We start from the raw sequence: 24,888 nt of genomic DNA, 5'->3' as shown, positions 1-24,888 counted from the left end.
ACATTTTAACTGATTTGACGAATAAAGTTAGTTAGGAGTGAGTGAAAGTTCAATTTTTGTTAGCCTAGTGGATAGTGACGTATTAAAATGCGCCTTTATACCTAATTGACTAAAGAAGAGTTGCCATGACCTGGGGTTTAGAAACAGCACGCGCCACTTATAACGTTGCTCATTGGAGTGATGGTTATTTTGATATTAATGCACAAGGCGAACTGGTGGCTTACCCAGATGGCGACCAAACAAAACCGGCCATTTCTTTAACGCAATTAACTGAGCAGTTTAAGCAACAAGGTTTAACGTTGCCGGTTTTAGTGCGCTTTACCGATATTTTAAAAAATCGTGTAGACACCCTTACTAACGCGTTTACGCAAGCGCGAGCAAATCGTGAATATAACGGCAAATACACCTGTGTTTACCCAATTAAAGTAAATCAGCAACGCTCTGTAGTAAGTAAACTATTAGCGCATCCAAGCGGGCTTGTTGGCTTAGAAGCAGGCTCAAAGCCAGAACTTATGGCTATTTTGGGTGTAGCAAAAGAGCCAATCACAATAGTGTGTAACGGCTATAAAGACAGTGAGTTTTTACGCCTAGCGTGTATTGGTCAAGCAATGGGCCACAGCGTAAAAATTGTGGTAGAGAAGCTTTCAGAACTGACCACACTACTTGAAGAAATAGACAACCTAGGCATTGAACCGGCTATTGGTATTCGCATTCGCCTAAACTCAGTAGGCAAAGGCAAGTGGCAAAACACGGGCGGCGAAAAAGGCAAGTTTGGTTTAACAGCAGGCCAAGTACTAAGTGCTGTTGAAGTGCTTAAAAAGCATAATAAATTGCATTTAATGCAAATGGTGCATTTTCATATTGGTTCTCAAATTGCCAACATTCGTGATATTCACCGTGCTTTACGTGAATGTGCGCGTCACTTTGCTGAGCTTACTCAATTAGGTGTGCCACTTAACACCGTTGATGTTGGCGGTGGTTTAGGCGTTGATTATGAGGGTTCAGGCTCACGTAGTGCGTGTTCAATGAATTACACCGTAGAAGAGTATGCGCGTAACGTAGTGAATGCATTTGCAGAAGTGTGCGATCAGCATAACCTTACGCATCCGGCCATTATCACCGAGTCGGGGCGTGCTTTAACTGCTCACCATGCGGTATTAATTACCGATGTAATTGACGTAGAAAAAGCGCCTAATCATTTAAATCCAGAGCCACCGCTTGAAAATAGCGCATTAGTGCTTGATGAAATGTGGCAGTGTTTACAGCGTTTAAACCCGCGTATGGCATTAGAAATTTATCACGACGCTATGCACTTATTTAGCGAAGCGCACGATCAGTACGTGCATGGCTTAGTAAGCATGCTAGAGTGGGCGAAAATAGAGCAGCTTTACTTTACTATTTTACATCGTGTACGTGCATCGCTTAGTAATAACGCGCGCGCGCACCGTGAAGTACTCGACGATTTAAACGAAAAGCTTGCTGATAAACTCTTTGTTAACTTTTCATTATTTCAGTCGTTGCCTGATGTATGGGGTATTCAGCAGTTGTTTCCTGTTATGCCAATCGAAAACTTAACTCAGCCACTTACTCAGCGCGCGATTATTCAAGATATTACCTGCGATTCTGACGGGCAGATTCGTGAATACGTTGAAGGCGCAGGTATCGAAACCAGCCTACCAATACCAGAATATAAGCATGGCGAGCAATACCACATTGCTATGTTTATGGTGGGTGCATATCAAGAGATTTTAGGTGATTTACATAACCTATTTGGTGACACTGATTCGGTGCACGTAGAGCTTAACGACGATGGCTACGTGTTAACCAATGCTATAAAAGGTGATAGCGTTAAGGATGTATTAAAGTTTGTTGACTATGATAGCGCCATTTTAGCTGACAACTTTGCGTACCAAGTTAATAAACTTGATGTATCGACGCAGTGTAAAGAAGGTTATTTAGCTGAGCTTAATGCAGGCCTTGAAGGCTATACCTATTTTGAAGATTAATTTGTAAGCAACTGAAAGCGCAGTATTAGTGGCTGCGCAATGTTTAAAGGAATGGAAGTAATGTCAGTTATTCGCAGTGTATTTAGTATTATTTTTTACACAATAAACACACTTTTTTGGTTTGTGCCTATTTTTGTTTGTGGGCTTATAAAGCTTATCCCTATTAAGCCTCTACAAAAGCTTATGAGCTGGGCAGCTAAGCAATTTGCAACTATTTGGGTTACCTTTAATAGCTTAAATCAAGCGTTATTCACGCCAACTAAACTTAATGTAACTGGCCTTGAAGACCTTAAACTAAAAGATTGGTACCTAGTAATTGCAAATCACCAAAGCTGGGTCGATATTTTAGTATTACAGCGTGTGTTTAATCGTAAAATTCCATTTTTAAACTTCTTTTTGAAAAAAGAGCTTATTTACGTGCCTATTTTAGGTTTATGTTGGTGGGCGCTTGATTTTCCGTTTATGACTCGCACGAGTAAAAGCCAATTAAAAAAGAATCCAAAGCTGCGTGGCAAAGATTTAGAAACCACACGTAAAGCCTGCGAAAAATTTAAAGAGATGCCAGTAAGTGTGGTTAACTTTGTAGAAGGCACTCGTTTTACTACGCAAAAGCATGAGCGCCAAAATAGCCCGTTCCCACATTTATTAAAACCAAAAGCGGGCGGTATTGCTTTTGTAATGCAAGCAATGGGCGAGCAAATTACTAAAGTGGTTAACGTCACCATTCATTACCCAGATGGTATTCCTACTTTTATGGATTTTGCTGGTGGTAAGGTAAAAAATATCAACGTACACGTGGAAGTAAGGCCAGTAAGCGCAGAGCTTATTGGTGACTACACAGGTGATTCTGAATTTAGAGTTCGCTTTCAAAGCGAGTTAAACCGCTTATGGGAAAACAAAGAGCAAACACTACAATCGCTCGAAAAAAACCATAAGTAAAAGGTAAAAATATGAGCTTACAGTTATGCTAAAAAAGTGGTTACCAAATTGGCTTAACGGCTTAATTGTAGGCTGCGTATTGTTTTCTAATGTAATGCTTTTTGGCTCGCTAGTATTTGTACTGGGCCTTATTAAGTTATTACTGCCTTTGCCTGTGGTTAACTCTATATTACACAGCGCTTACCGAGGTTGGTGTAACGGCAACCGTTTAGGGCTTTGGTTAGGTTGCCCTAACATTGTGGTTGATATAAGTGGCGACTTAAACTCAAAAAGTTGGTATTTACTTATTTGTAACCACGCGAGTTGGTTAGATATAACTGTACTTAGCTCATTACATGCATTGCCTGCCCCTAAGTTCTTTTTAAAAGACGGGTTAAAATACATGCCTTTTATTGGCACTGGTGCGTGGGCTATGGGTATGCCGTTTATGAAACGGGTAAGCAAAGCGCAACTAGCTAAAAATCCAAAGTTGAAAGGGTTGGATGTAGAGCGCACGAAGCGTAGTTGTCGTAATTTTCGTCATCATCCTACGACCATCATTAATTTTGTTGAAGGTACACGCTATACGCCAGCCAAACATAATCTGCAACAAAGTCCTTTTAAACATTTATTAAAGCCCAAAGCGGGCGGCATTGCTTTTGCGCTTGAAGTATTAGCCGATCAATTTGATGCCATGCTTAATACAAGTTTAGTATATAGCGGTAAGACAGATCACGTTTGTCGTAACTTGCTAAAAGGTGAGCTAGATTCTATTTATGTTTCAATAGACGTAACGCCCATTAATGACAATATGCAGGGCAGCTATCAAAGCGATGACGTATTTAAAGTTAATTTTCAACATTATGTGAATGAGCTATGGGTTGCTAAAGATCAGCAGCTTGCCGACATTTATGCTCAACAAGATTTACCTGAACCACAAATCAGTAAGGAAATTGAAACACTATGACCAACACCCATCTTCAGGAATTAATTGCTCCTTGGTTTGAAAAAGTACCCGACGCGGATTTTCTTAGCTCAATTACCGCAGTCTCAATAGGAATATTCTCTTTATTAATTGTTTACTTATTTACTCGTAGATTAATGTTACCTGGCATTCAAAAAATAGTGACGAGGCTTTCTCCTGAGCGAATTGGGGCGCTTTCTCCTATGCTTAATAAGCTAAATAAACGTATTGCCGGAATGCTGTGCTGCGTATTGTTTTTAGCTACGTTTGATAGCGTATACCCAGTTAATGAAATTGCAGGAGAAATACTAAAAACGATAGGACAAGCTTTGCTTATTATTTATGCTGGTTTTATTTTTAGTAGTATTGTGAGCATTGCGGGTACTATTTATAACCAGTTAGAGTTTGCCCGCGAAGTCCCTATTCAGGGCTTAATTCAGGTTGTTAAGCTAATAACCTTTATTGTGTGTGCAATTTTAATTGTGAGCATTTTTCTTGAGAAGTCACCTACTTATATTCTCTCTGGCTTTGGTGCTATTGCTGCCGTTACGTTATTAGTATTTAAAGACACTATTTTAGGCTTTGTAGCCAGTATTCAAATAGCAGCAAATCGCCTAGTAACCTATGGTGATTGGATTCAAGTAGAAAATTACGGCGCCGATGGCGAAGTAATTGATTTGGGTTTAAACACTGTAAAGGTACGTAACTGGGATAACACCATAACAACTATTCCAACTTATATGCTAGTTGCGGGTTCGTTTAAAAACTGGCGCGGGATGCAAGAGTCGGGCGGTAGACGTATTAAACGCTCACTCAATATTGATATGCACAGCATTTGTTTAGTGGGTGATGAGTTTAGAAAGCAAATCGATGCGGCTATTCCGCTGCACGACTATATTCGAGTGACGACATTACCTGCTCAGGTTTCTAATTTAGGGCTATTTCGTCGCTATGCTGAAGGCTATTTAAAGCAGCACAGTAAAATTAATACGTCGCTTACGTTAATGGTACGAGAGCTACAACCACTAAACCATGGTTTACCTATTGAGTTTTATTGCTTTAGTGAAGACAAACGCTGGATTTCGTACGAGCATTTACAAGCCGAAATAATGGACCATTTACTTGCGGTATTGCCAGTATTTGGGCTTAGAGCGTATCAAAGTGTAAGTGGGCAATTAAGCCCACCGAGTGAGCAACAAACAGATAAGCCAACATTTAGAGTGATGGCAAATAGTGTTGTAAAAGACCCACAGCAATAAATAAAGCTAAGAGCCACCAAATAGGTGGCTTTTTAAATCGCAGCCATGCAAATGTAATTATTACTAACGCAACTTGCCAAAGGTTATGTACCGCTGATGTCCAAATTGGCGAATACAGTGCAGCCGCTAAAAAACCTACTACCGCGGCATTAAGCGCCGCTATTGAGCTTGCAAAACGTGGCTTACTTGCCAAGTTAATCCAGCTCTTTTGGAATGCGAGTATAAGTAAAAAACCAGGCATAAATATAAGCAGTGTAGCTATAAGAGCACCCACTAAAGGTTGTTCTGTAGTAAGTTGTGCGCCTAAGTAAGTAGCAATAGTAAACATAGGCCCAGGCACTGCTTGTGCACTCGCGTAAGCACTTAAAAACTGATCATCACTCAATGCTGGCACACCAGCTTGAAGTACCGGCAGTACTACGTGTCCGCCGCCAAAAACCATTGCACCCGCTTGGTAAAAAGGGGTAAACAAAGCAAACTCATGCCCTAGTGGAATAAAGCTAACACCAAGTAAGATCGCAAATAATCCCAGTGCAATCCAATTAATATTACTTTTTGTACTGCCAACATTTTCTGTGGCTGTACCCAGTTTTAATAAAGGCCATATAGCACCTACTGTTGCAGCGGTTATTAAAATAGCGATTTGAGTTCCCATCATTGGAAATAACACCAAAGCAAGTGTACTCATTACCGCAAGTAACTTAAGCGCAGCACTTGTACAAAAGCTTTTAGCCATACTAAGTGTTGCATCAGCAACTATAACAACGGCAAATAACTTTAAGCCTGCAATAATAGCAAAGTAAACAGCGTCAAACTGATGAGCACTCACCGCAAGTAGCACCATTATTAAAAACGAAGGCAGAGTAAAACCTACAAAAGCAGCTATACCACCCAGTACTCCAGCACGCTCAACACCAATAGCAAAACTAACTTGGCTAGAGCCCGGCCCCGGCAACGCTTGGCTTAAACTAATAAGTTGTGCGTAACGCGTGTTAGTTAACCAATTTAACGAGTCTACAAAGTGGCGTTTAAAATAACCTAAATGCGCAGCAGGGCCGCCAAAGCTCATACACCCTAGTAAAAAAAATTGTCTAAAAATAGCAATTAACATTACGCCAATATCCTTTGTAAAATTCATTAAATTGTCACAGCGTAGTATGACATTTTTATTAAAATGACACATTAGTTTGAGGTATGTTTAACAATCAAGCAAGATGCGTTGCTTTTAACACTCTCTTCATAGTTTGTTCATACATGTATTTGCATACTCTTGCTAAATTCTTAATGAATAGGGTATCACCATGACTTTAACTAAATCACTTTTAAGCGTAACCGTATTAGCTGTATTACTTTCTGGTTGTGAAATGAATAACACAGGTAAAGGAGCCGCTATTGGCGCTGCAGCCGGAGGTGTATTAGGTAAGGCTACGGGTAATCATAAAGATAAACGTATTTTTATTGGTGCAGCTATTGGTGCACTGGCGGGCGCTGCTGTTGGCGACTACATGGATAAGCAAGAAGAAGCATTTCGTGATGAGTTAGCGGGTTCAGGTGTTGAAGTAGTGCGTGAAGGCGATAACTTACGTTTAGTAATGCCATCAAACATTACGTTTGCGACTGCTCAGTCTTATATTTCATCAGGCTTTAACGATACGTTAGATGCGATTGCTAAAGTAATGAACAAGTACGAAAAAACCTACCTTAGTGTGCAAGGGCATACTGACAGTACGGGTAAAGATAGCTTCAACATGAACCTATCGCGTGAACGCGCACAAAGTGTGAAAGACTACTTAGTGAACCAACAAATTATGGCTACACGTGTTAGCACTATGGGCTATGGCGAAACACGCCCAATTGCAACTAATGATAGTGCAAATGGCCGTGCTCAAAACCGTCGCGTAGAAATTCAGATAGTGCCAAATACCGAAGGTTAATCCTTATTAAACTGTAATTCACACAGTTTTTGATACAACGGGTTACTTGCTAACAACTCTTGGTGAGTACCCGTTGCTATGATTTCCCCATTTTCCATCACTACAATCACATCGGCATGTTTAACCGTTGCCAACCTATGGGCAATAATTAACGTGGTGCGGTTTTGCATTAAATGCTCAAGTGCAGCTTGTACATGGTGTTCGCTTTGCGCATCCAGCGCGCTGGTGGCTTCATCAAGAAGAAGTATTTCAGGGTCTTTTAATATGGCACGTGCAAGCACAATACGCTGCTTTTGCCCACCCGATAACCTCACACCCTGCTCACCTAAAAAGCTGTTATAACCTTGCGGTAACTGTTTGATAAATTCATCGGCATGCGCATACTTTGCTGCGGCATATACTTGCTCATCGGTTGCACTTGGGTTGCCGTAGCGGATGTTATGCATTACGTCGGAGCTAAATAAAATAGGGTTTTGCGCTACCATGCCCATTTTATTACGCAGAGTATTAAGCGATAAATCTTTAATGTTTACATCTTTAAACTTAATAGCTCCGCTAGCCGGATCGTAAAAACGTTGTAGCAATTCAAATAACGTTGTTTTACCTGCGCCAGAAGGGCCAACAATTGCCACGGTTTGGCCTTGATTTATATTTAGGCTTATTTTATTAAGCGCGCTTACGTCTGGGCGAGAGGGGTAGTTAAAGCTTATATTTTCAAGCGTAATAGCAGGGCTATTACTATCTTGCAGTAAGCTATCGTCTTGTGGAACTAGTGGGTTTTCTATCTCACTTTTAACAGCAAGTAACTCAAGTAACCTTGCCGCAGCACCAGCTGCACGTTGTAGTTCGCCATATACTTCAGCAACAGTTGCCACCGACATTGCCACCATAATAGCGTAAAATACAAATGCACCTAACTCGCCGCCGGTCATAGTACCTGCAAGTACATCGTTGCCACCTACCCATAGCATAGCGCTAATGGCACTAAAGGTTAAAAAAATCACTACAGCTATTAAAAATGAACGTTGCTTAATGCGTTTTTTAGCCACGTTAAAGGCTTTTTCGGTCTCAAGCGCAAAGGCATGCTGCTCTTGTGCTTCGTGGCTATAGCTTTGTACTACTTTAATATTTTGTATGATTTCTCCGGCATAGGTACTTATGTCGGCAATGGCATCTTGGCTAGAGCTTGCTAGTTTACGTACCTTGCGACCAAATATCATCATAGGAACAAGTACCAGCGGTACACAGGCTACAACCACTAAAGTAAGTTTTAAATTAGTAAACAACAGCATAGCTAAGCCACCAATCAACATAAGTACACTGCGCAGTGCCATAGAAAATGATGAGCCGATAATTGATTGCAGTAATGTGGTGTCGGTGGTTAAACGCGACATAAGTTCGCCACTGCGGTTTTCTTCAAAGTAGCTAGGGTGTAGCGTAACAATACGATTAAACACGGCTTTTCGAATATCGTTACTGACTCGTTCGCCAATCCACGACATTAAATAAAAACGGCTAAAGGTACCGATCGCTAATAAGCTGATTAAGCCAATGAGTACCAGTACAGCTTGCTGTAATTGATCTTTAGAGCCTGCAATAAACCCATGATCAATAACAAACTTAACACCTTGCCCCAACGACAAATTAACACCCGCAGTCACTAACAGTGCAGCTAGCGCAGCTACTACCATCCATTTGTAAGGTTTTATAAAAGCAAAAACAGGTAATAGGCTGCTAAAAGCAGCTTTTTCGGATGCAGAGGTGTTTTTTGACATAGTGGATTCTTTTTAAAGGTTGAGGTATAGATATGGCATCATCGGATTAAAAATCAATAGTATTAAATATCATCAATAAGGAATTGTTATGACAACAAAAATAATAAGCGGTGAATTTACAGTGGCTTTAGCGCCTATTGAAGGTTATGCCAAAGGGCAGCAAGGTATTAACTTAGGACGCATGTCGATTGATAAAACATTAAAGGTGACTTAAATGCTACAAGCCAAGGCGAGATGCTTAGTGCAATGACGCCAACCCAAGGCAGTGCGGGTTACGTGGCAATAGAGCAAGTGATAGGTGAGCTTGAAGGTAAGCAGGGCAGTTTTGTACTGCAACACTTTGGCACTATGAATAAAGGACAAGACAGTCTTATTTTAAATGTTGTTCCTGATTCAGGCTCAAATGAGCTAAAAGGATTAACTGGCAGTATGAAAATACGCATTGAGCAGGGCATTCACTATTACGACTTTGACTACCGCTTATAAAATGGATAACAAACAATGCAAAAAATAGTAGAATTTAAAAAGCGTGGTTTTTTTAGTAACGGCATTGATGTAGATGCTTTGAATGAGCGCATATACCACTTAAATCAAGAAGGTTGGAAAGTAATAAGTATAAATACCGCGACTGCTTTTCAAGGCCAAGTAACGGCCTATATATTATTAATAGAAAACGATGAACTATAAGGATAAGAATGACATTAGCAGCGTGGTTTAGTTTAGTAGTTGTATGCATGATGGGTGCAATGTCGCCAGGCCCAAGCCTTGCAGTTGTACTAAAGCATACAATGAGTGGCGGAATGAAAAACGGTATGCTTGCTGCACTTAGCCATGGCGTGGGTGTTGGGCTTTATGCGGCAGCTTCGTTACTTGGTTTGGGGACATTGATGGCTCAGTTTCCAACGGTATACCAAGTACTTGTATATTTAGGCGCTGGGTATTTAGCCTATTTAGGTTTAAAAATACTATTAGCAAAACCCAATAATGACGAACTGCAAGTACAAAAAAGTGAGATAAGCGCAGTTAAAGCATTACAAGATGGCTTTGCCATTGCCTTTTTGAACCCCAAGCTCGCTATTTTCTTTTTAGCCTTGTTCTCACAGTTTATTGACCCGCAAAATCTCACTTTAAGCATTGGCATTATTATGTGCTTAACCGTGTTTGTAATTGATACAGGTTGGTATTTACTAGTTGCAGTACTTACTGAGGTTTCAAAAAATCGCTTTGGTTTTACTAAGCAGAACCCATGGCTTGATAAAATACTGGGTGTTGTGTTTATTGCCCTTGCTATAAAAGTCGTTATTAGTTTGTAAGATTGAGTAGAGATTATTGAAGTTTGCAGAGTGTATTTGTAGTTATATAGATAAAGGATTAAAACAATGACAAAACATATTTTAAAAAGTGCATCTTTCGACCCGAAAGTGCAGCAATACTGGATGCTAATGGCCGCTTTTTTTAGTGTACTAGCGCTGGTGACTATTCCGTTGTTACCTATTGTTTTAGCGATTGTATGGCTGGTGGGCGGACGAATACTCGCAGCTATGTCGGCTGACTTATTACCACAAAAACTAGTTGTTAAACGTGGCATATTATTTAAAGAAGAAAAATCGATTCCGCTTGAAAAAATAACAGATGTAGGGTTAAGCCAAGGCCCACTAATGCGCCTTTTTGGGTTATATCGTTTAAGTTTTGAAACAGCTGGGCAGTCAGGAAGTGGCGCTTTAGTGTCTTTGCTTGGTGTAGTTAATGCGAGTGAGTTTAGAGAGGCGATACTTGAGCAAAAAGATGTATTGGCTAATCAAGGTAAAACGTCGCAGCAGGCAACAGAGCAAAGTGAGAAAGAGCTACTGAGAGCACTTACTTATAGTGTTAAAAATATTGAGCAGATGCTACTTGTTTTAGTTGATGAAAGGCAGCAAAAGTAACCTGTTTTAAACTTGTAATACTTATAAGGATGTTTTTATGAATACGGATATAAAAAATAGATTTAATAATCATCCTGAGGCAGCTAAAAGTACGCTTATACAATTACGAGAGCTAATTTATACCGTAGCACAAGAGCAAAACTTAGGAGCTGTTGAAGAGTCTTTAAAGTGGGGAGAGCCAAGTTATAACACAATAAATGGTAGCCCCATTCGCGTAGGCTTTAAGGGCTCATCGTGTTATTTGTTTTTTCATTGCCAATCTAAGCTAGTAAGCACATTTAGAGAGTTGTACTCTCATAATCTTATCTTTGAAGGAAATAGAGCAATAGTGTTAAATAGTGAAAAGCCATTACCAGAACACCCAGTTAAAGAGTGTATTAAATTAGCACTGACTTATCACAGCGTTAAACACCTACCTTTGTTAGGCGCATAATTATAAGTACTTAGTAGATACTTAAAATACGCTACATATTTGGTTTGCGTCACAGGTAATAACAGTCACGTTTTCATAACCCACACGCGTTAATGCTTCTGCTCCCAACGTTGCGCGTGCACCACTTGCGCAGTGCACGTAAATAGGGCGAGCTGCGTCTTTTTCTATTTCCATTAGTTTCATCTCGAGTAATCCACGCGGAATATTTATAGCGCCGGCAGCCGATTTTGTCGCGTGCTCTGCAGGTTCTCGCACATCAATAAGTAAACCTCTATTTTGTTCAAGCTCGAGTTTCGCTTGCGCTGCGTCAATACGGCGTTGGTTAGGTGTGATAATTTTTAGTAAATCAGGGATTGATGTAAGCATTAGTTTGTAAATCCTCTTTTTCTTAAAAAAGACATTAATGAGTGCTACTTGGTATAAGTAGGTTGAATTGAGTTAATACTTATAAATAACGTTAAAAACTGAAAGTTACTTTATATAAAGTAACTTAATAGTGCGGATACTGCTACAGCACTTCCGCCGATTAATAAAATGGCATCGCTAGTTTCATGGCCATCTTAATATTAGTAAAACCTAATGTTAATTATATTAGAACTTACTAATGTAAAAGTCTATACTTAAAAAGGTATCAAAAAGAGAAATAATAAAATGAATATTGAACAACTAGCTGTCAACGCAGAGCAAGCCGAACAGTTTTTAAAATTAATGGCTAACAAAAATCGCTTAATGATTTTATGTAGTTTATTACAAGGTGAGCAAAGTGTAGGTGAGCTAAATAAAAATGTACCTTTAGCACAGTCGGCGCTATCTCAGCATTTAGCAAGTTTACGCAAGGCAAATATGGTTGTTACTCGCAGAGAAGGGCATACTATTTATTACTCATTGACCGACCCAAAAGTTGAGTCGATCATTGCTTTGTTATATGAGTGGTTTTGCCGACAAGAAAATACTAAATAAACGTAACTATTTCATCGAGTGATTTTTTATCCAGTGCATGAGCAGGTATTGTTGCATCATCACCTGGGTAGCCTGTAATAAGTAGCATGTATGGGCGTTCGTTATCTTTATCGCGATTACATATGTCGGTTAAAAAACTCATTGGCTTTGGAGTATGAGTAAGGGTTGCCAAACCACTGCGGTGCAAAGCTTGAATTAAAAAGCCGGTAGCTAAGCCAACAGACTCATGCACATAATAATTCGTATTTTTATCATCAGTGCTTACACCGCCCTTTTTTTGACTAAATACAGCTATAAGCCAAGGTGCATGCTCTAAATAAGGTTTATTGGCGTCGGTACCTAACGGCTTTAGCGCATCTAACCATTCTTCACCTGCTCTGCCTTCGTAAAAAGAACGCTCTAGCTTTTCGGCGGCTTCTCTTATTTGTTTTTTTACATCGCTACTGTTTATAGCCACAAAATGCCAAGGCTGATGATTCGCTCCACTAGGTGCTGTGCCAGCTGCTTTTATACATGCTTCAATAATATTTTTTGGTACTGGGCGATCGCTAAAGCTGCGAATGCTATGGCGGCGTTGGCTGGTTTGTAAAAACTCGTTAGCACGATTTAGCATTTCGTCGTGTGGATATTCTATAAAGTCATTTAACGGCTGGCTTTGGTGATCTTGCATGGCTTTTCGCTTCTTATAAAAAGTATATGTGGTTTTTATACCGAGTGAATACAGTGCAGGCAAGTGTTATGAGTTTAAATTATGTTTATTTGTTGTTACAAATTTAACTAACAAGTAACTTATGTTCCTGTTTTTCTTGTGATATAAAACATTATAAAAATAATTACTCATATTCAAGGAAGTAAAAATGCTATCAATAACTGGGTTATCTAAAACCTACGATAACGGCGTACATGCACTACAAGGTGTTGATTTATCTATCGGTAAAGGGATGTTTGGATTGCTTGGGCCAAATGGCGCAGGTAAATCATCGCTTATGCGTACCATTGCAACACTGCAGTCGGCTGATTCAGGTTCAATTACTTTTGATGGCATTGATGTATTTAAAGACCCACAGGCACTGCGCCAACGCTTAGGTTACTTACCACAAGATTTTGGTGTGTACCCGCGTGTTAGTGCTTACGACTTACTGGACCATATGGCTGTTTTAAAGGGGATTCATAATAAAGCCGAGCGTAAAGAGTCGGTTGAAGGATTACTTGCGCACACTAATTTATATCAACATCGCTCTAAAGCCGTAAGTGGCTTTTCGGGCGGTATGCGCCAGCGTTTTGGTATTGCTCAAGCGTTATTAGGCGACCCTGATTTACTAATCGTTGATGAACCAACAGCAGGGTTAGACCCAGAGGAACGTAATCGATTTCATAACTTGTTAGTAAGCTTAGGTGAGCAAAAAGTCGTTATATTATCGACTCACATTGTTGAGGATGTAGCAGAGCTTTGCCCAAACATGGCCGTACTGGCCGGCGGCAAAATACTATTAGAGGGCAACCCAATTGCCCTTACCGATAAACTCCAAGGGCAAATCTGGCGCAAAGCCATGAGCCAAGAGGAAGCGCTAGAGCTTGAACCGCAACTGCCTGTTATTTCTAAGCGCTTATTTGCAGGGAAAACCATATTACATGTATTAGCCGATCAAGCCCCTGAAGGTTTTGAGCTCAGCAGTGCAAACCTAGAAGATGTGTATTTTTCTACGTTGCTTAATCATCGTAACAGCCAAGTAGCATAAGGGGGCGCTATGTTTTTTAATATGCTCGCGTTTGAGCTGCGCTATTTTGTGCGTCAGCCTTCGTTTTATGTGACCTCATTAATCTTCTTTTTTATGGCGTTTTTTATAAGCTCTAGTAGTAAGTTCCCGTTAGGTGGGGCGAATGTTCATATGAACTCGCCTTTCTCTATTATGCTTTTAACCGTTACATTTTGTACACTCGCTATGTTTTTAGTGGTTAACTTTGTTGCCAGCTCTGCTATTCGCAACAGTGAAAGCAAAATGGATGAGCTGGTTTTTAGTAAGCCCGTTAACCCTCTTGCTTATCAATCAGGACGTTTTTTTGGTGCTTACTTGGTTGTGCTAGTTGTTTTTTTAACTGTGCCATTAGGCGTGTTTTTGGGATCTCAATTTGGCTTGTTGGTTGGCTGGCTTGATAGTGAGCTAGTAGGCCCTAATAAGTTTATATATTACGCAGCGCCTTTTTTATATTTAGCAATACCCAGCTTACTGGTACTCAGTGCTATTTTTAATAGTGTGGCGGTCTATTTTAAAACCATGATGGCGGTATATGTAACGGCCGTAGTGATTTATATAACCTACCAATTGGCGAGTATCTATTTTGATGATTTAGCGTTTAGGAATATTGTTGTTTACGCAGATCCATTCGGCCTCGGTTCGTTAATTGACTTAACCCGTTACTGGACTGTAAGTGATAAAAATACCGAAGTGTTAACGCTCTCGGGCGATTTTTTAATTAACCGTATTTTATGGGTAGCAATAAGTTTAGCGATGTTTTTTGGCCTCGGAAAGTTAGGTAATCGCGTAGTAAGTAAAAAACAGAAAAAGCAATTTGCTGTCTCAACGTTTGTAAAAAATAAACAAGCAGCACTTATTAGCAGCGCTAAAAATTACAAGTCAAAAGGGGTGAATACGCAATCGCAATTAGTAATGCGCAGCTTATTTGAACTTAAGCAGGTTATATTAAGTGCCCCTTTTATGATTTTAGCGGGTGTCAGTATTACTATGTTACTCGCACCACTCTTTGCGCCTATTGGCGCGTATGGCACAACAGATTGGCCGCTTACACAAAACATGGTGGGCATTATTCAAAACTCCTCCGCTTTGTTTATGTTTATCATTATTGCTTATTACAGCGCAGAGCTGGTTTGGCGAGAACGCCACAGTGGTATGGGTGATATTGTTGACAGTTTCCCGGTGCATAACAGTGTGTTTTGGGTATCTAAAATTATTGCGTTAATCACTGCAGTTTGTGGTCTTTATTTAGTAGGCATGATGTTTACCATTGCAGTGCAACTGTTTAAGGGGCAATTTAACCTAGAGCTTGGTCAGTACTTATTTAGGTTGGGTTACCTTACATTACTGCCTTTTATTATGATGGCTATATTGGCGTTCTTTTTACAAATAATTAGCCCTAATAAATACATAGGTATGGGTTTATTTATTCTGTATTACATTGCTCAAATGGTAATGGGTGCTTACGGGTTTGAGCATCATATGTATCATTTTTCTCAAAGCAGTAGCGTACCGTATTCAGATATAAACGGTTATGGACATTTTTTACAAGGCGCGCATTGGTACACCCTATATTGGGGGGCATTGAGTGTGTTTTTAGCTATTGTAGGGTTTGCTTTATGGCATCGCGGCCCGTCGCAAACATTGCGTACTCGTTTATCTTTAGTACGTTACAACATGTCTTTAAAAGGCCAGATTGCAGCCGTTATAAGTTTATTGGTATTTGTGGGCGCGGGTTATAACATTTATTACAACACCCGTGTAATCAACGAGTTTGTAACAAGTGATGATAACGAAGCGCTACAAGTAAGGTATGAGCAAGAGTTTTCACAATACAAAGACTTGCCACTGCCTATAATAACTGATGTTGATTTAAACATTGATATTTATCCTAAAAAGCGTGCTTTAAATGCCGTGGCTAAAATTAAGTTTACCAATACCGCAAACGAGCCAATAACCCGTGTGTTAATTAATGAGCCTAGCCAATCTAAAAGCTGGGATGTAAAAATGGCGGGCGGAAAAATAGTAGAGCGTTTAACCGATTTTGGCATGGTATGGTTTGAGTTTGAACAACCGCTAATGCCTAATGAAGTACGCGAAGGTGAGCTTTTAGTTTCTCGTGAACACGACGGTTTTGTTGATAGAAGATCTGATACTCAACTCGTGCACAACGGTACATTTGTAAATAATGGAGAATTATTACCAAATTTTGGTTATCAAAAGTATTTTCAAATTGCCGATAAGTATGAGCGCCGCAAGCACGATTTACCTGAACTTGAGCGCGCACATAAACTAGAAGACAGCCGCTATTATACGCAAAATGAGTTTGGGCCTGCTAATGGTTTTATAAACTATAAGGCAACGGTAACCACCGATGAGTCACAATTTGCTATTACACCAGGTTACTTAAAAAGTGAGAGTGTAAAAGACGGGCGCCGTACTTTTGTTTATGAAATGGATGCTCCAATTATAAATTTTTACTCTGTGCTTTCGGCAGAGCTTGAAAGTAAAAAAGTTGAGCATAACGGTGTAAATATTGAGGTGTACTACCACAAAGATCATGCATGGAATGTTGACCGCATGATTGAGTCAGTACAAGACTCAATAGATTACTACACACAAGCCTTTGGCCCGTATCAGCATAAGCAGTTACGTATTATTGAGTTTCCTAAGTATCGCTCGTTTGCGCAAAGTTTTGCCAATACGGTGCCTTACTCTGAAAGTATTGGTTTTATTACAGACTTAAGAGATGAGAATAAAGTTGACCTACCTTACTATGTAACCGCACATGAAGTTGCGCACCAGTGGTGGGGGCATCAAGTGTCGGGAGCAAATGTTGAGGGGAGCGCAGTTATTTCTGAAACACTTTCGCAATACAGTGCGCTAATGGTACTAAAAAAACGCTTTGGCGCCGAGAAGCTTCGTAAATTCTTAAAGTACGAGCTAGATAAATACTTAATGGGCCGTACAGGTGAAGCCTTTGAAGAAATGCCGCTATATAAAACGCAGGGTCAGCTGTATCTTCACTATAATAAAGGCTCAGTTGCGATGATGGCTTTGTATGACCGCTTAGGCGAAAAACGCTTAAATGCCGCACTTAAAGCATTTTTGAATGAGTTTAAATACCAATCAATGCCATACCCAACCACACTTGATTTACTCAGTTATTTAAAGCGAGATGCAACACAAGCTGAACAACGTTTTATTGATGATCAGTTTAAATATATAACGCTTTATGAGCTTGAAATGAAAGAAGTGTCGGTTACAGATGATGTTGATAGCGAAGGTTTTTATACGGTAACACTGAGCGTTGAAGCAACTAAGCAGCATGCCGATGGACAAGGTGAAGAAACAGAGCAGCCGCTCGATGAGCTAATTGATATTGCATTATTTAGCGACGACCCTGAAAACTTACTAGCTGAAGACTTTGTTATTTACTCGCAAAAGCATCAAATAGTGTCTGGTACCAATACTATTGAGCTAAAAGTAAAAGAAAAACCATTATTTGCGGGGGTAGATCCTTACATTAAGCTGGTCGACAAAGACAGTAAAAATAATTTAGCTAAATTCTAACGTCTATTTATTTACTAACCACTTAAGTTGACTACTTTAAGGGCCGCATTTATGCGGCCTTTATGTGTAATAAACTGTATAAAACTTCATAGCGTTTCTACATATTCCCCACAGCTTTTTACGCTAATATTATATGTTCTCTTATAAAGTTACCTTACTGGTATTTAGTTTATAAGGAAGAGTATGAAACCATTAATTATAGGGGCGATAGCATTAAGCCTCAGTGCTTGTTCTGCGGTAACCATTCAGCCACAGGCAACAGCAAAAATAACGAGCCAAGCTAATTTCGAAGATAGCCGCCCATTTTATTTATGGGGATTAGTGGGTGAGCAGCGGGTAGACGTAAAACAAATATGTTCAAATACACCGGTTATTCAAATGCAGTCACAACAAACGTTTAGTGATGGAGCGCTGAGTTTAATTACGCTTGGAATATACTCGCCCCATACCATTAAAGTGTGGTGCCAAGAGCAAATACTAGGGGAGACATTATGAGCATCAAGCTATTTGCAGCCGGTTGCACACTGATTATTTTAACGGGGTGTACAAATATTTACTTTGATAACGGTATACAGAGCAAAGTAAGCAATAAAACGCTAAAAAGCTCACAGTGGCATCATAATTTTGCACTTGCGTTGTACGAGGGATCAGAGCCGTTAGATTTAACAACACATTGCCCACAAGGGGAGTGGCAAAGCGTTCATACGTATAAATCGTTTACTAATGGTTTAGCTGAGGTGGTTGTGAATCAAATCGGCCCAGCTTGGTACCCTAAAACAGTAGAAGTACAATGTAATAAGGTACCATTTAAAGCTAAATAATTATTTAAAATAGTTATTCGTAACGCAGTGCATCTATAGGGTTTAGTCTTGCTGCTTTAATAGCAGGGGCTAAACCAAATATAATCCCAATCATTGATGTAAATCCGAACGATAGTATTACAGCCCATGCTGGTATATATGCATCAGGCATACTAGGGACTAAAAACGAAATAAGCCCTGCGGCGCCATATCCTATAATGAGTCCTATTAAGCCACCAAAGAGTGAAAGCACAACGGCTTCAACTAAAAACTGCAGCATAATAAAGCCAGGCGTTGCGCCTAGTGCTTTTAATGTACCAATAACGCGTGTGCGTTCAGTTACCGACACGAGCATTATGTTCATAACACCAATTCCGCCAACGAGTAAGCTAATGCCAACAATACCTGCAGTAATAGCGGTAGCACTGCTGGTAAATTTATCTATTTGGGCACGAGATTTTTCAGCGGTTTCAAATTCAAAGTCGTTTTCATCTTTCTCTTTTAGTTTATGCAGTTGGCGCAATACACGAGTTATTTTTGCAAGCACTTGTTCTTCGTTAGTACCTTCATTCAGCCTAAACATAATTTGCACATTAGTTTGTGTACTTCCGCCTTCTAAAGCACTCATGGTACTAATTGGAATATTAATGTAATCGTCTTGGTCAAAACCAAATAAGCTACCTTGTTTTTCAGCAACGCCAATAATTCTAAACCATTCACCACCTAGCTTTATATATTCACCTACTGGGTTTTCAGGAAGGTTTAGCTTTTCTATGATTGAAGGGCCGATAAATGCGACCCTTCTTCGTTTATCATCGTCCTCAGCACGAATAAAACGACCAAGTTCAGGATAAGTACGATACGCTTTTTGATAGTCTTGCTCGGTACCGATAACACGCGATGAATGGCTTTTATTTCCATACTCAGCTCCCCCCGAAAAGCGCCAGGTAAACATTAGGGCAGTTAGCGTTTCAGCTTCTTTTATACGCGACTTTAAAGCTAAAAAATCGTCGTAGGTAAGCTTGGCATTTTTACCAACCATTTCGAGTTCAATACTGGTGTAAGGCTTTATTGTTGTTACATCTGGCGACATATCAGCAAGTTGATCGTTTATTTGCTTTGTAAAACCCTGCATTACTGCAACGACAGTAACTACGGCGGCAACACCAATAATAATGCCCAAACAGGTCAGTGCGCTGCGCATTGCATTAGCTTTAATAGCTGAAAAAGCGGCCTTAGTGCCTTCCATTATCGCAAGAGCTGATTTAAACATGCTGCTTGATTCCTTCATCTTTAGTTACATCACTTACCACTTTACCGTCCACTAAACGAATCACGCGTTGGCAATGATCGGCAATTTCTTGCTCATGTGTTACTAAAATAATAGTGTGACCTTCGTTATGCAGCTCATCAAACAAATCCATAATTTCGCGGGTCGTTTTACTATCAAGATTACCTGTGGGTTCATCTCCTAATAATATATGTGGTTTTGTGACTAAAGCGCGGGCAATAGCAACACGTTGACGTTGCCCGCCCGATAGCTGGCTAGATAAATGATTAACTTTATCACCGAGACCTACCCGCTTTAGTGCTTCTAGAGCTTGTTGCTTGCGCTGTTTGCTAGGGATAAAGCGATATACTAAAGGCTGCATTACATTTTCTAGTGCGGTTGCACGTGGTATTAAGTTAAAGCTTTGAAATATAAACCCGACACTTTCATTACGCTGATGAGCAAGCTCTGTCTCGGTCATACTTTTTACTAGTTTATCTTTTAAGTAGTATTCGCCACTGCTGGGTGTATCTAAACAGCCTAATAAGTTCATCAAGGTCGACTTGCCTGAACCAGAAGGTCCTATAATCGCCACGTATTCGTTTTGCATTATATGTACGTTTACATCATCAAGTGCCTTAAATACCTCTGAGCCCATTTTGTATTGTTTATTAATATGCTCTAGCTTGATTACCGCAGACATTAGGCTTCTTCCTTGTCTGCATCTGATTTAAGTTTTACCACATCACCTTCAGTCAGAAGACTTACTGGGCGCGCAGGGCCAATAACTATTTTGTCGCCCTCATTTAAGCCGTCAGTAATGGCTTGCTCTATATCAGATGATATTCCAACAGTTACGGCAATTTTGCTAACGGTGTTATCACTATTTAGTCGCCATACAAATGTTTTATCGTCTTCTTTTTGGATTGCTTCTATTGGAAGTTTTAAACCGTTTTCGGCAATGCTTGTTGCGATCTCTGCTCTACAACTCATTCCTGCATATAGCTGGCGCTCAGTAGTGTCGAGTAATACTTTTACTTTAAACGATAAACCTTGAGAGCCGGCTTGGTTTTTAGCTGAAGTACCAATATTGATTACTGTGCCACTAAATGGTTTATTAGGGTATGCAGCCGCATAAATATTCGCTTTTTGGTTAAGCTTAATACTCGCAATGTCGGTTTCATCCACACGTAGCTCGGCTAAAATAGCACTTGGGTCGGCTACTAGCATTAAATCAGAGCCAATAATATTAGTAGTACCGGCTATAACGGTTTCACCTTCTTTAATATTTACAGATGCAAGCAAGCCGCTCATTGGAGCTCTAAATACACTTTTACTTAAGCGATCTTGCGCAATTTGTAGTGACGCTTGTGCTTGGTTGTACGACTCTATTCGTGATTCAATATCGATTTTAGCTAGATCGCGTGCGCTTTCAATGTTCTCATAGCTTTCTTGATTACCTAAACCTACATCGTATAAGTCTTTTTGTCTTTTAAGTTGTCGCTCTAGATTGGTCAGGCGTGTTCTACTATGTTTAATTTCAATCTCTGTGGCGCGAAGGATTGCTTTACTACGGGTAACTTCTGATTCAAAAGCAGTTGTATCAAGGCGCATTAACATATCGCCTTGTTTAACTCCTTGGCCTTCTTGAACAAATATTTTATCCACTCGGCCTGTCACTTCAGAGCGTAATTGCACTTGTGTATTAAAAACTAAATTACCTGAAGCCATTATTGAGTCAGCAATGTCGCCAAGCTCTACTTGAGCAATATTTACTTCGGCTTGTTTTTCATCGCCAGAAATTTGCTTTGACACAATTAGGGCTATAAATGCGCCTACAGCGAGTGTGATGATTATTGCTTTTTTCATTTTATCTATCCGTGAATTAAGTAATGTGGAGCTAGTATCTACCTCCACTTAAGAGTTAACTTGCTGCAATGATTGCCCAAATACCAAAAATAATAATTGAAGGAAGAGCAGAGAATAGGAGTGCTTTGTTAGTTGAAAAATTAGTCCAGCATTTTAAGCCGATCATTCCCAGCGCAATGCTCCAAAAGCTAAACAAGTTTATTGATTCTAATAAGCTATAAAAAGGATGGCCAATTTCAAGTCCTATTATTAATTGGTTAATGGATGCATAGCTAAATACGGCTTGTTGAGATATTTGATCTGTACTTGCACTTAGTACAAGAGCAATTGTTCCTAGGCTTGAAATAACAACTGGCATCATTGTCCAGGTAGAGAATCCATACCAAGCTCCGTAGCTATGTTCTGATGCAGGATCCTGTTTAGCCACAAGCATATAATAAAGTGCCATTAATGCATTCATGATAGCCAGCGCAATTACGCCGCCAAACAAACCAAACCATACTTGGCCTTCTGCATTTTGCTCTATACTTTGGCGAATCATTTTTTGCTCGCCAATCGTCGCATCAATAGTTGATGCTGCTACTTGCTCATTAATCAAAAACTGCATATCAACAGTGGAATAAAAAATATAAATACTCGCCATTGAAACTAAAGACATGACTATAAAAGCAAGCCATGACCAACCTCTGGCGTGTTCAACACCATTGAAAGCTTTACTAGGACTTATATAAATATCGAGTAGGGCGCTAAACGCGTTAGGTGATTTCATTATTATTCCTTTATACCTATTTTATGGCTAGGCAGTTATAAATGCCCAGTGACTAGGTAATAGAATAAAGGAAAATGTATGTATTGTTTTCATTCAATTGTAACGGTTTGTTAACAGGTGTGAAGGGGCTTGTTCAAAAATAAGAAAAGGGCCAAAAGGCCCTTCGTGTTGCAGCAAGTAACACATTCTTTCTTATAAATTAAAGTCTACAGAATAAGCAACGTAAGCTTTAATATCTGAGTCATCCATATCTGTATCAGATAAACCAAAAGTGAACCCATCTTTCGAAATTGATACACCGTAATCTAAGATATTGTCATCACCAATAAAGTCACCAGAGTAGTGGCCTAAGTGAAGTGCCATTTCAGTGCCGTTACTGCCAACAGCAAAACCGTAGTCAGCTGTCAGGTAAAGTGAATCACCAAAGTCTGTACCATCACCACTTGCAGCTGATGTTGCTAGTACTGAAGCACCAAAGGTAAAGCCTTCAACACTGATGCTACCGTAAATTTCAGAGAAATCTGCGTCAGCTTCAGAGGCTGCGTCTGGGTAAGCGTAATAAATATAGCCAACATCATAGCTAACGCTTTCGTTAATGTCGCCACCAAAGCCTGCATATAAATCAAGCTCATAGGTCATTTCATCTGCCCACGATGCATTTGAAGCCCAAGTACCTGCATAAAAGCCCGATTCATTAGCGTAATCAATACCGCCTGAAATAGCTGCATCGCCCCCAGTTTGCTCTTGACCACGCCATAAGTAGTTTGATGTTGCCGCTGCATTAGCAGTTACTTCAGCATGTACGGCTGTTGACGTTAAAGATGTTGCGCCCATTAATGCTATAGCACTGATAGCGATGGTTTTTTTTAGTTTTAGCATGTCCATTTCCCGTTATATGATTTTTGCTCGCCAAGGTTTTTATTATGTAATCGGAACCTTTAGGCTGACGGCTTTTTATTGTTTAACTAACGGGATAATTGCACTGTGTGTGCCAGCTTCATTGTTTTTTATTAAAAATTATTTTTTATTTATTAAAAACATGAGCTTGAATTTTATGAATAGGATGGGGGTATAACATGAAGGAAGATGTTGCGCACACTGCTGGTGCATAAATTAACCTAGCCGCACCATAAAAGTACGGCTAAATTAGAAGATTTTAACCGAATATAGTGCGCATAAGGCTAATTGTTTCGTTTACGCTGCGACCTTTTTGTACTTCACTCACAATTGAATCACGTTTACTGCGAATATGCTCAGGAATATCGTCAGCAGCAAGAGCACGGTCTACTAAAATCTCTGCAGACTCTTTACCTCTACGCTGAGTTTTACCTGTTGTAGTTGTAGTACGTTTAGGCTTGGTTAGCAGTTTAATGTAGTTAGAGTTATCTGGTGTTTTAGCATCAGCGTAGTGAAAGAAACATGGAATTAATGCTTTAATAGCAACCAATTGTTCTTCTAACTCGTTACTAGGTTTAGCCATTTTGTACCATGACATAGCTTGAATACCTTTTACGATATCTTGCCAGTAACGCTCAAAATCACTATTTTTAAGTTTAGAAACACCAAGGGCACCACATAATGCATCTAATCGATTATTTGTAATCGGAGTAAATAAATCAGGGCGACGCATTGCAAGCAGTCGTGTTGCAGGCGCAAGTGTTGGTTTTTCGTTGTTGTCGGTGAATATTTTTGAATAAGCAGCAACAAATTTCTGATACTCGTACTGAGTAATATCACCTTCAAGTGGAATATTCACTAGTGCATCGTCAAAAGCACCTGGTAAATCACCAAGCATTTGATGGAAGCTCTTTGCACTCTTTGTAGATGCAAACCATTCAACGTCAAAGTTGTATGTGCTTGGATCAAGTGATGCCATGTGCTTACCGCTAAACGCAAGTAAGTCTTCAGGAATCATATCTTTAAGAGACTGTTCACGAATGCTTTTGATGTAGTCTACCAAACGAAGCTGTTCATCAAGTGCAATAACGTCTTTGTGTTGTTCTACAAATACACTTACAACAGGCCACGGAGCAATACGTAAAGTTTTAACCTGTAAAAAGCTGATAGCTGAAATAAGCTGATCGTGTAGCTTCTTAAGTACTGGTAACTGCTGTGGCTCTAGTAAATCGTAGTTCATACGATCTCTGCTTGCACTTAGCAATTCGTAACACCAAGGTAAAAAATCATCAGGGTGGTTTTCTACTTTCACGGCCATAAGGTTAAGGCTTAACTCTGAAGATTGCTTCAGAATGTTCTGATAGATTTGATTTTCTTGTTCGCCTAGCGTCATTTTTGACGGTGAAATTAGCAGTTTTTTCATGCCTTGTAGAATCTCCGGTTTAGATATATATTTTTTTGCTGGTCTATTTTAGCGCAATTACGCTAATAACAACAGCGCTGTCCTCCATACGTCGTAATTGAAGTGACTAAATCAGTATTTTTGCTAATAAAATGAGACTAATGCTTTAACATGTATCAATCATTTTCATCCAGTACAAAGAGACTTTCAACTGAGGTATTAAAATGCTTTGCTATTTTTAGAGCAATTATTACCGACGGCGTAAACCGGTTTGTTTCTACGGTACTTATTGTTTTGCGCGACACTTTAATAGCATCAGCAAGTTCTTGCTGTGAAAGCCCGGCCTCTTTTCGATACTTTGCTATGTTATTTTGCATATC

At 39.7% G+C, this 24,888-nt stretch carries 25 protein-coding genes and 1 pseudogene; 15 read left to right on the top strand and 11 right to left on the bottom strand.

Annotated features, from left to right (window positions below):
- The first annotated feature begins 125 nt into the window (after positions 1-125).
- From speA to I6E82_RS17855, 4 genes are read left to right on the top strand one after another with little or no spacing between them, the layout of a single operon-like run.
- Entirely contained in the window at positions 126-2,006 is a 1,881-nt protein-coding gene (speA, locus tag I6E82_RS17870) for a biosynthetic arginine decarboxylase (RefSeq protein ID WP_197118406.1), read from the top strand.
- Between the two features lie 60 nt (positions 2,007-2,066).
- Positions 2,067-2,945 carry an acyltransferase gene (locus tag I6E82_RS17865; RefSeq protein WP_197118420.1) on the top strand — a complete coding sequence of 293 codons (879 nt, stop codon included), beginning with the start codon at positions 2,067-2,069 and terminating at the stop codon, positions 2,943-2,945.
- A 25-nt stretch (positions 2,946-2,970) separates the two neighbouring features.
- Positions 2,971-3,891, top strand: coding sequence for an acetyltransferase (locus I6E82_RS17860; RefSeq protein WP_165722788.1), 921 nt, complete (start codon positions 2,971-2,973; stop codon positions 3,889-3,891).
- Positions 3,888-5,147, top strand: a complete 1,260-nt coding sequence (locus I6E82_RS17855) for a mechanosensitive ion channel family protein (RefSeq protein WP_007584595.1) — start codon at positions 3,888-3,890, stop codon at positions 5,145-5,147. The genes I6E82_RS17860 and I6E82_RS17855 overlap by 4 nt, the downstream gene beginning before the upstream one ends.
- Here the strand turns inward: I6E82_RS17855 and chrA are convergent.
- On the bottom strand, positions 5,104-6,258 hold the full coding sequence (chrA, locus tag I6E82_RS17850; RefSeq protein ID WP_197118419.1) for a chromate efflux transporter: 1,155 nt from the start codon (positions 6,256-6,258) through the stop codon (positions 5,104-5,106). The genes I6E82_RS17855 and chrA overlap by 44 nt on opposite strands.
- A 190-nt stretch (positions 6,259-6,448) precedes the next feature.
- Here chrA and I6E82_RS17845 point away from each other — a divergent pair, with 190 nt between their 5' ends.
- Complete coding sequence (locus I6E82_RS17845; protein ID WP_197118405.1) at positions 6,449-7,081, top strand: OmpA family protein; 633 nt, start codon at positions 6,449-6,451, stop codon at positions 7,079-7,081.
- Here I6E82_RS17845 and I6E82_RS17840 read toward each other — a convergent pair.
- A complete protein-coding gene (locus I6E82_RS17840; RefSeq protein WP_197118404.1) occupies positions 7,078-8,856 on the bottom strand; it encodes an ABC transporter transmembrane domain-containing protein in 1,779 nt (592 codons plus the stop codon). The genes I6E82_RS17845 and I6E82_RS17840 overlap by 4 nt on opposite strands.
- 88 nt (positions 8,857-8,944) lie before the next feature.
- On the opposite strand from I6E82_RS17840, the pseudogene I6E82_RS17835 reads away from it, so the two are divergent.
- The 5 genes and pseudogenes from I6E82_RS17835 (at position 8,945) to I6E82_RS17815 (ending at position 11,214) form a co-directional block, all read left to right on the top strand.
- Positions 8,945-9,342, top strand: a pseudogene (locus I6E82_RS17835) (DUF3224 domain-containing protein).
- Between the two features lie 15 nt (positions 9,343-9,357).
- Complete coding sequence (locus I6E82_RS17830; protein WP_024608082.1) at positions 9,358-9,543, top strand: hypothetical protein; 186 nt, start codon at positions 9,358-9,360, stop codon at positions 9,541-9,543.
- An 8-nt stretch (positions 9,544-9,551) separates the two neighbouring features.
- Positions 9,552-10,169 (top strand): LysE family translocator, encoded by a 618-nt coding sequence (locus I6E82_RS17825; RefSeq protein ID WP_024608083.1) that lies wholly within the window; start codon positions 9,552-9,554, stop codon positions 10,167-10,169.
- Between the two features lie 66 nt (positions 10,170-10,235).
- A complete protein-coding gene (locus I6E82_RS17820; protein ID WP_101216080.1) occupies positions 10,236-10,781 on the top strand; it encodes a PH domain-containing protein in 546 nt (181 codons plus the stop codon).
- A gap of 37 nt (positions 10,782-10,818) precedes the next feature.
- Entirely contained in the window at positions 10,819-11,214 is a 396-nt protein-coding gene (locus I6E82_RS17815) for a DUF1801 domain-containing protein (protein ID WP_197118403.1), read from the top strand.
- 21 nt (positions 11,215-11,235) lie between these two features.
- Here I6E82_RS17815 and I6E82_RS17810 read toward each other — a convergent pair whose 3' ends face one another.
- The gene (locus I6E82_RS17810) at positions 11,236-11,580 is read right to left on the bottom strand and encodes a rhodanese-like domain-containing protein (protein WP_166378880.1); all 345 of its coding nucleotides are present in this window, start codon (positions 11,578-11,580) and stop codon (positions 11,236-11,238) included.
- 285 nt (positions 11,581-11,865) lie between these two features.
- On the opposite strand from I6E82_RS17810, the gene I6E82_RS17805 reads away from it, so the two are divergent.
- Positions 11,866-12,174 (top strand): ArsR/SmtB family transcription factor, encoded by a 309-nt coding sequence (locus tag I6E82_RS17805; RefSeq protein ID WP_165726606.1) that lies wholly within the window; start codon positions 11,866-11,868, stop codon positions 12,172-12,174.
- Here the strand turns inward: I6E82_RS17805 and I6E82_RS17800 are convergent.
- Positions 12,167-12,844: a nitroreductase family protein gene (locus I6E82_RS17800; protein WP_197118402.1), complete on the bottom strand. Its 678-nt coding sequence runs from the start codon at positions 12,842-12,844 to the stop codon at positions 12,167-12,169. The two genes, I6E82_RS17805 and I6E82_RS17800, sit on opposite strands and share 8 nt — an antisense overlap.
- Positions 12,845-13,031: 187 nt before the next feature.
- On the opposite strand from I6E82_RS17800, the gene I6E82_RS17795 reads away from it, so the two are divergent.
- The 4 genes from I6E82_RS17795 to I6E82_RS17780 all read left to right on the top strand — a co-directional run bounded on the left by I6E82_RS17795 (position 13,032) and on the right by I6E82_RS17780 (position 18,322).
- Positions 13,032-13,913, top strand: coding sequence for an ABC transporter ATP-binding protein (locus I6E82_RS17795; RefSeq protein WP_197118401.1), 882 nt, complete (start codon positions 13,032-13,034; stop codon positions 13,911-13,913).
- A gap of 9 nt (positions 13,914-13,922) precedes the next feature.
- Positions 13,923-17,501 carry an ABC transporter permease/M1 family aminopeptidase gene (locus I6E82_RS17790; protein WP_197118400.1) on the top strand — a complete coding sequence of 1,193 codons (3,579 nt, stop codon included), beginning with the start codon at positions 13,923-13,925 and terminating at the stop codon, positions 17,499-17,501.
- A 183-nt stretch (positions 17,502-17,684) separates the two neighbouring features.
- On the top strand, positions 17,685-17,996 hold the full coding sequence (locus I6E82_RS17785) for a Bor family protein (RefSeq protein ID WP_101163388.1): 312 nt from the start codon (positions 17,685-17,687) through the stop codon (positions 17,994-17,996).
- The gene (locus I6E82_RS17780) at positions 17,993-18,322 is read left to right on the top strand and encodes a Bor/Iss family lipoprotein (protein WP_101163389.1); all 330 of its coding nucleotides are present in this window, start codon (positions 17,993-17,995) and stop codon (positions 18,320-18,322) included. The genes I6E82_RS17785 and I6E82_RS17780 overlap by 4 nt, the downstream gene beginning before the upstream one ends.
- Before the next feature lie 13 nt (positions 18,323-18,335).
- On the opposite strand, the gene I6E82_RS17775 is transcribed toward I6E82_RS17780, so the two are convergent.
- The 7 genes from I6E82_RS17775 to I6E82_RS17745 all read right to left on the bottom strand — a co-directional run bounded on the left by I6E82_RS17775 (position 18,336) and on the right by I6E82_RS17745 (position 24,885).
- Positions 18,336-19,574 (bottom strand): ABC transporter permease, encoded by a 1,239-nt coding sequence (locus tag I6E82_RS17775; RefSeq protein ID WP_101216074.1) that lies wholly within the window; start codon positions 19,572-19,574, stop codon positions 18,336-18,338.
- Positions 19,567-20,274 carry an ABC transporter ATP-binding protein gene (locus I6E82_RS17770; RefSeq protein ID WP_024594267.1) on the bottom strand — a complete coding sequence of 236 codons (708 nt, stop codon included), beginning with the start codon at positions 20,272-20,274 and terminating at the stop codon, positions 19,567-19,569. The genes I6E82_RS17775 and I6E82_RS17770 overlap by 8 nt, the downstream gene beginning before the upstream one ends.
- Positions 20,274-21,440, bottom strand: a complete 1,167-nt coding sequence (locus I6E82_RS17765; protein WP_165726609.1) for an efflux RND transporter periplasmic adaptor subunit — start codon at positions 21,438-21,440, stop codon at positions 20,274-20,276. The genes I6E82_RS17770 and I6E82_RS17765 overlap by 1 nt, the downstream gene beginning before the upstream one ends.
- Positions 21,441-21,495: 55 nt before the next feature.
- Complete coding sequence (locus I6E82_RS17760) at positions 21,496-22,209, bottom strand: YIP1 family protein (RefSeq protein WP_076925848.1); 714 nt, start codon at positions 22,207-22,209, stop codon at positions 21,496-21,498.
- Positions 22,210-22,401: 192 nt separating this feature from the next.
- The gene (locus I6E82_RS17755; RefSeq protein ID WP_024591363.1) at positions 22,402-23,088 is read right to left on the bottom strand and encodes a TorF family putative porin; all 687 of its coding nucleotides are present in this window, start codon (positions 23,086-23,088) and stop codon (positions 22,402-22,404) included.
- Between the two features lie 277 nt (positions 23,089-23,365).
- Positions 23,366-24,529, bottom strand: a complete 1,164-nt coding sequence (locus I6E82_RS17750; RefSeq protein WP_197118399.1) for a hypothetical protein — start codon at positions 24,527-24,529, stop codon at positions 23,366-23,368.
- A 155-nt stretch (positions 24,530-24,684) separates the two neighbouring features.
- Positions 24,685-24,885: a helix-turn-helix transcriptional regulator gene (locus I6E82_RS17745; protein WP_007584642.1), complete on the bottom strand. Its 201-nt coding sequence runs from the start codon at positions 24,883-24,885 to the stop codon at positions 24,685-24,687.
- Between the last annotated feature and the right edge of the window lie 3 nt (positions 24,886-24,888).

This window comes from Pseudoalteromonas sp. NZS11 (assembly GCF_015864765.1).
GTDB lineage: Bacteria > Pseudomonadota > Gammaproteobacteria > Enterobacterales > Alteromonadaceae > Pseudoalteromonas > Pseudoalteromonas arctica.
Note: the sequence above shows the minus strand (reverse complement) of the source record. Positions and strands in the feature narration are given on the sequence as shown.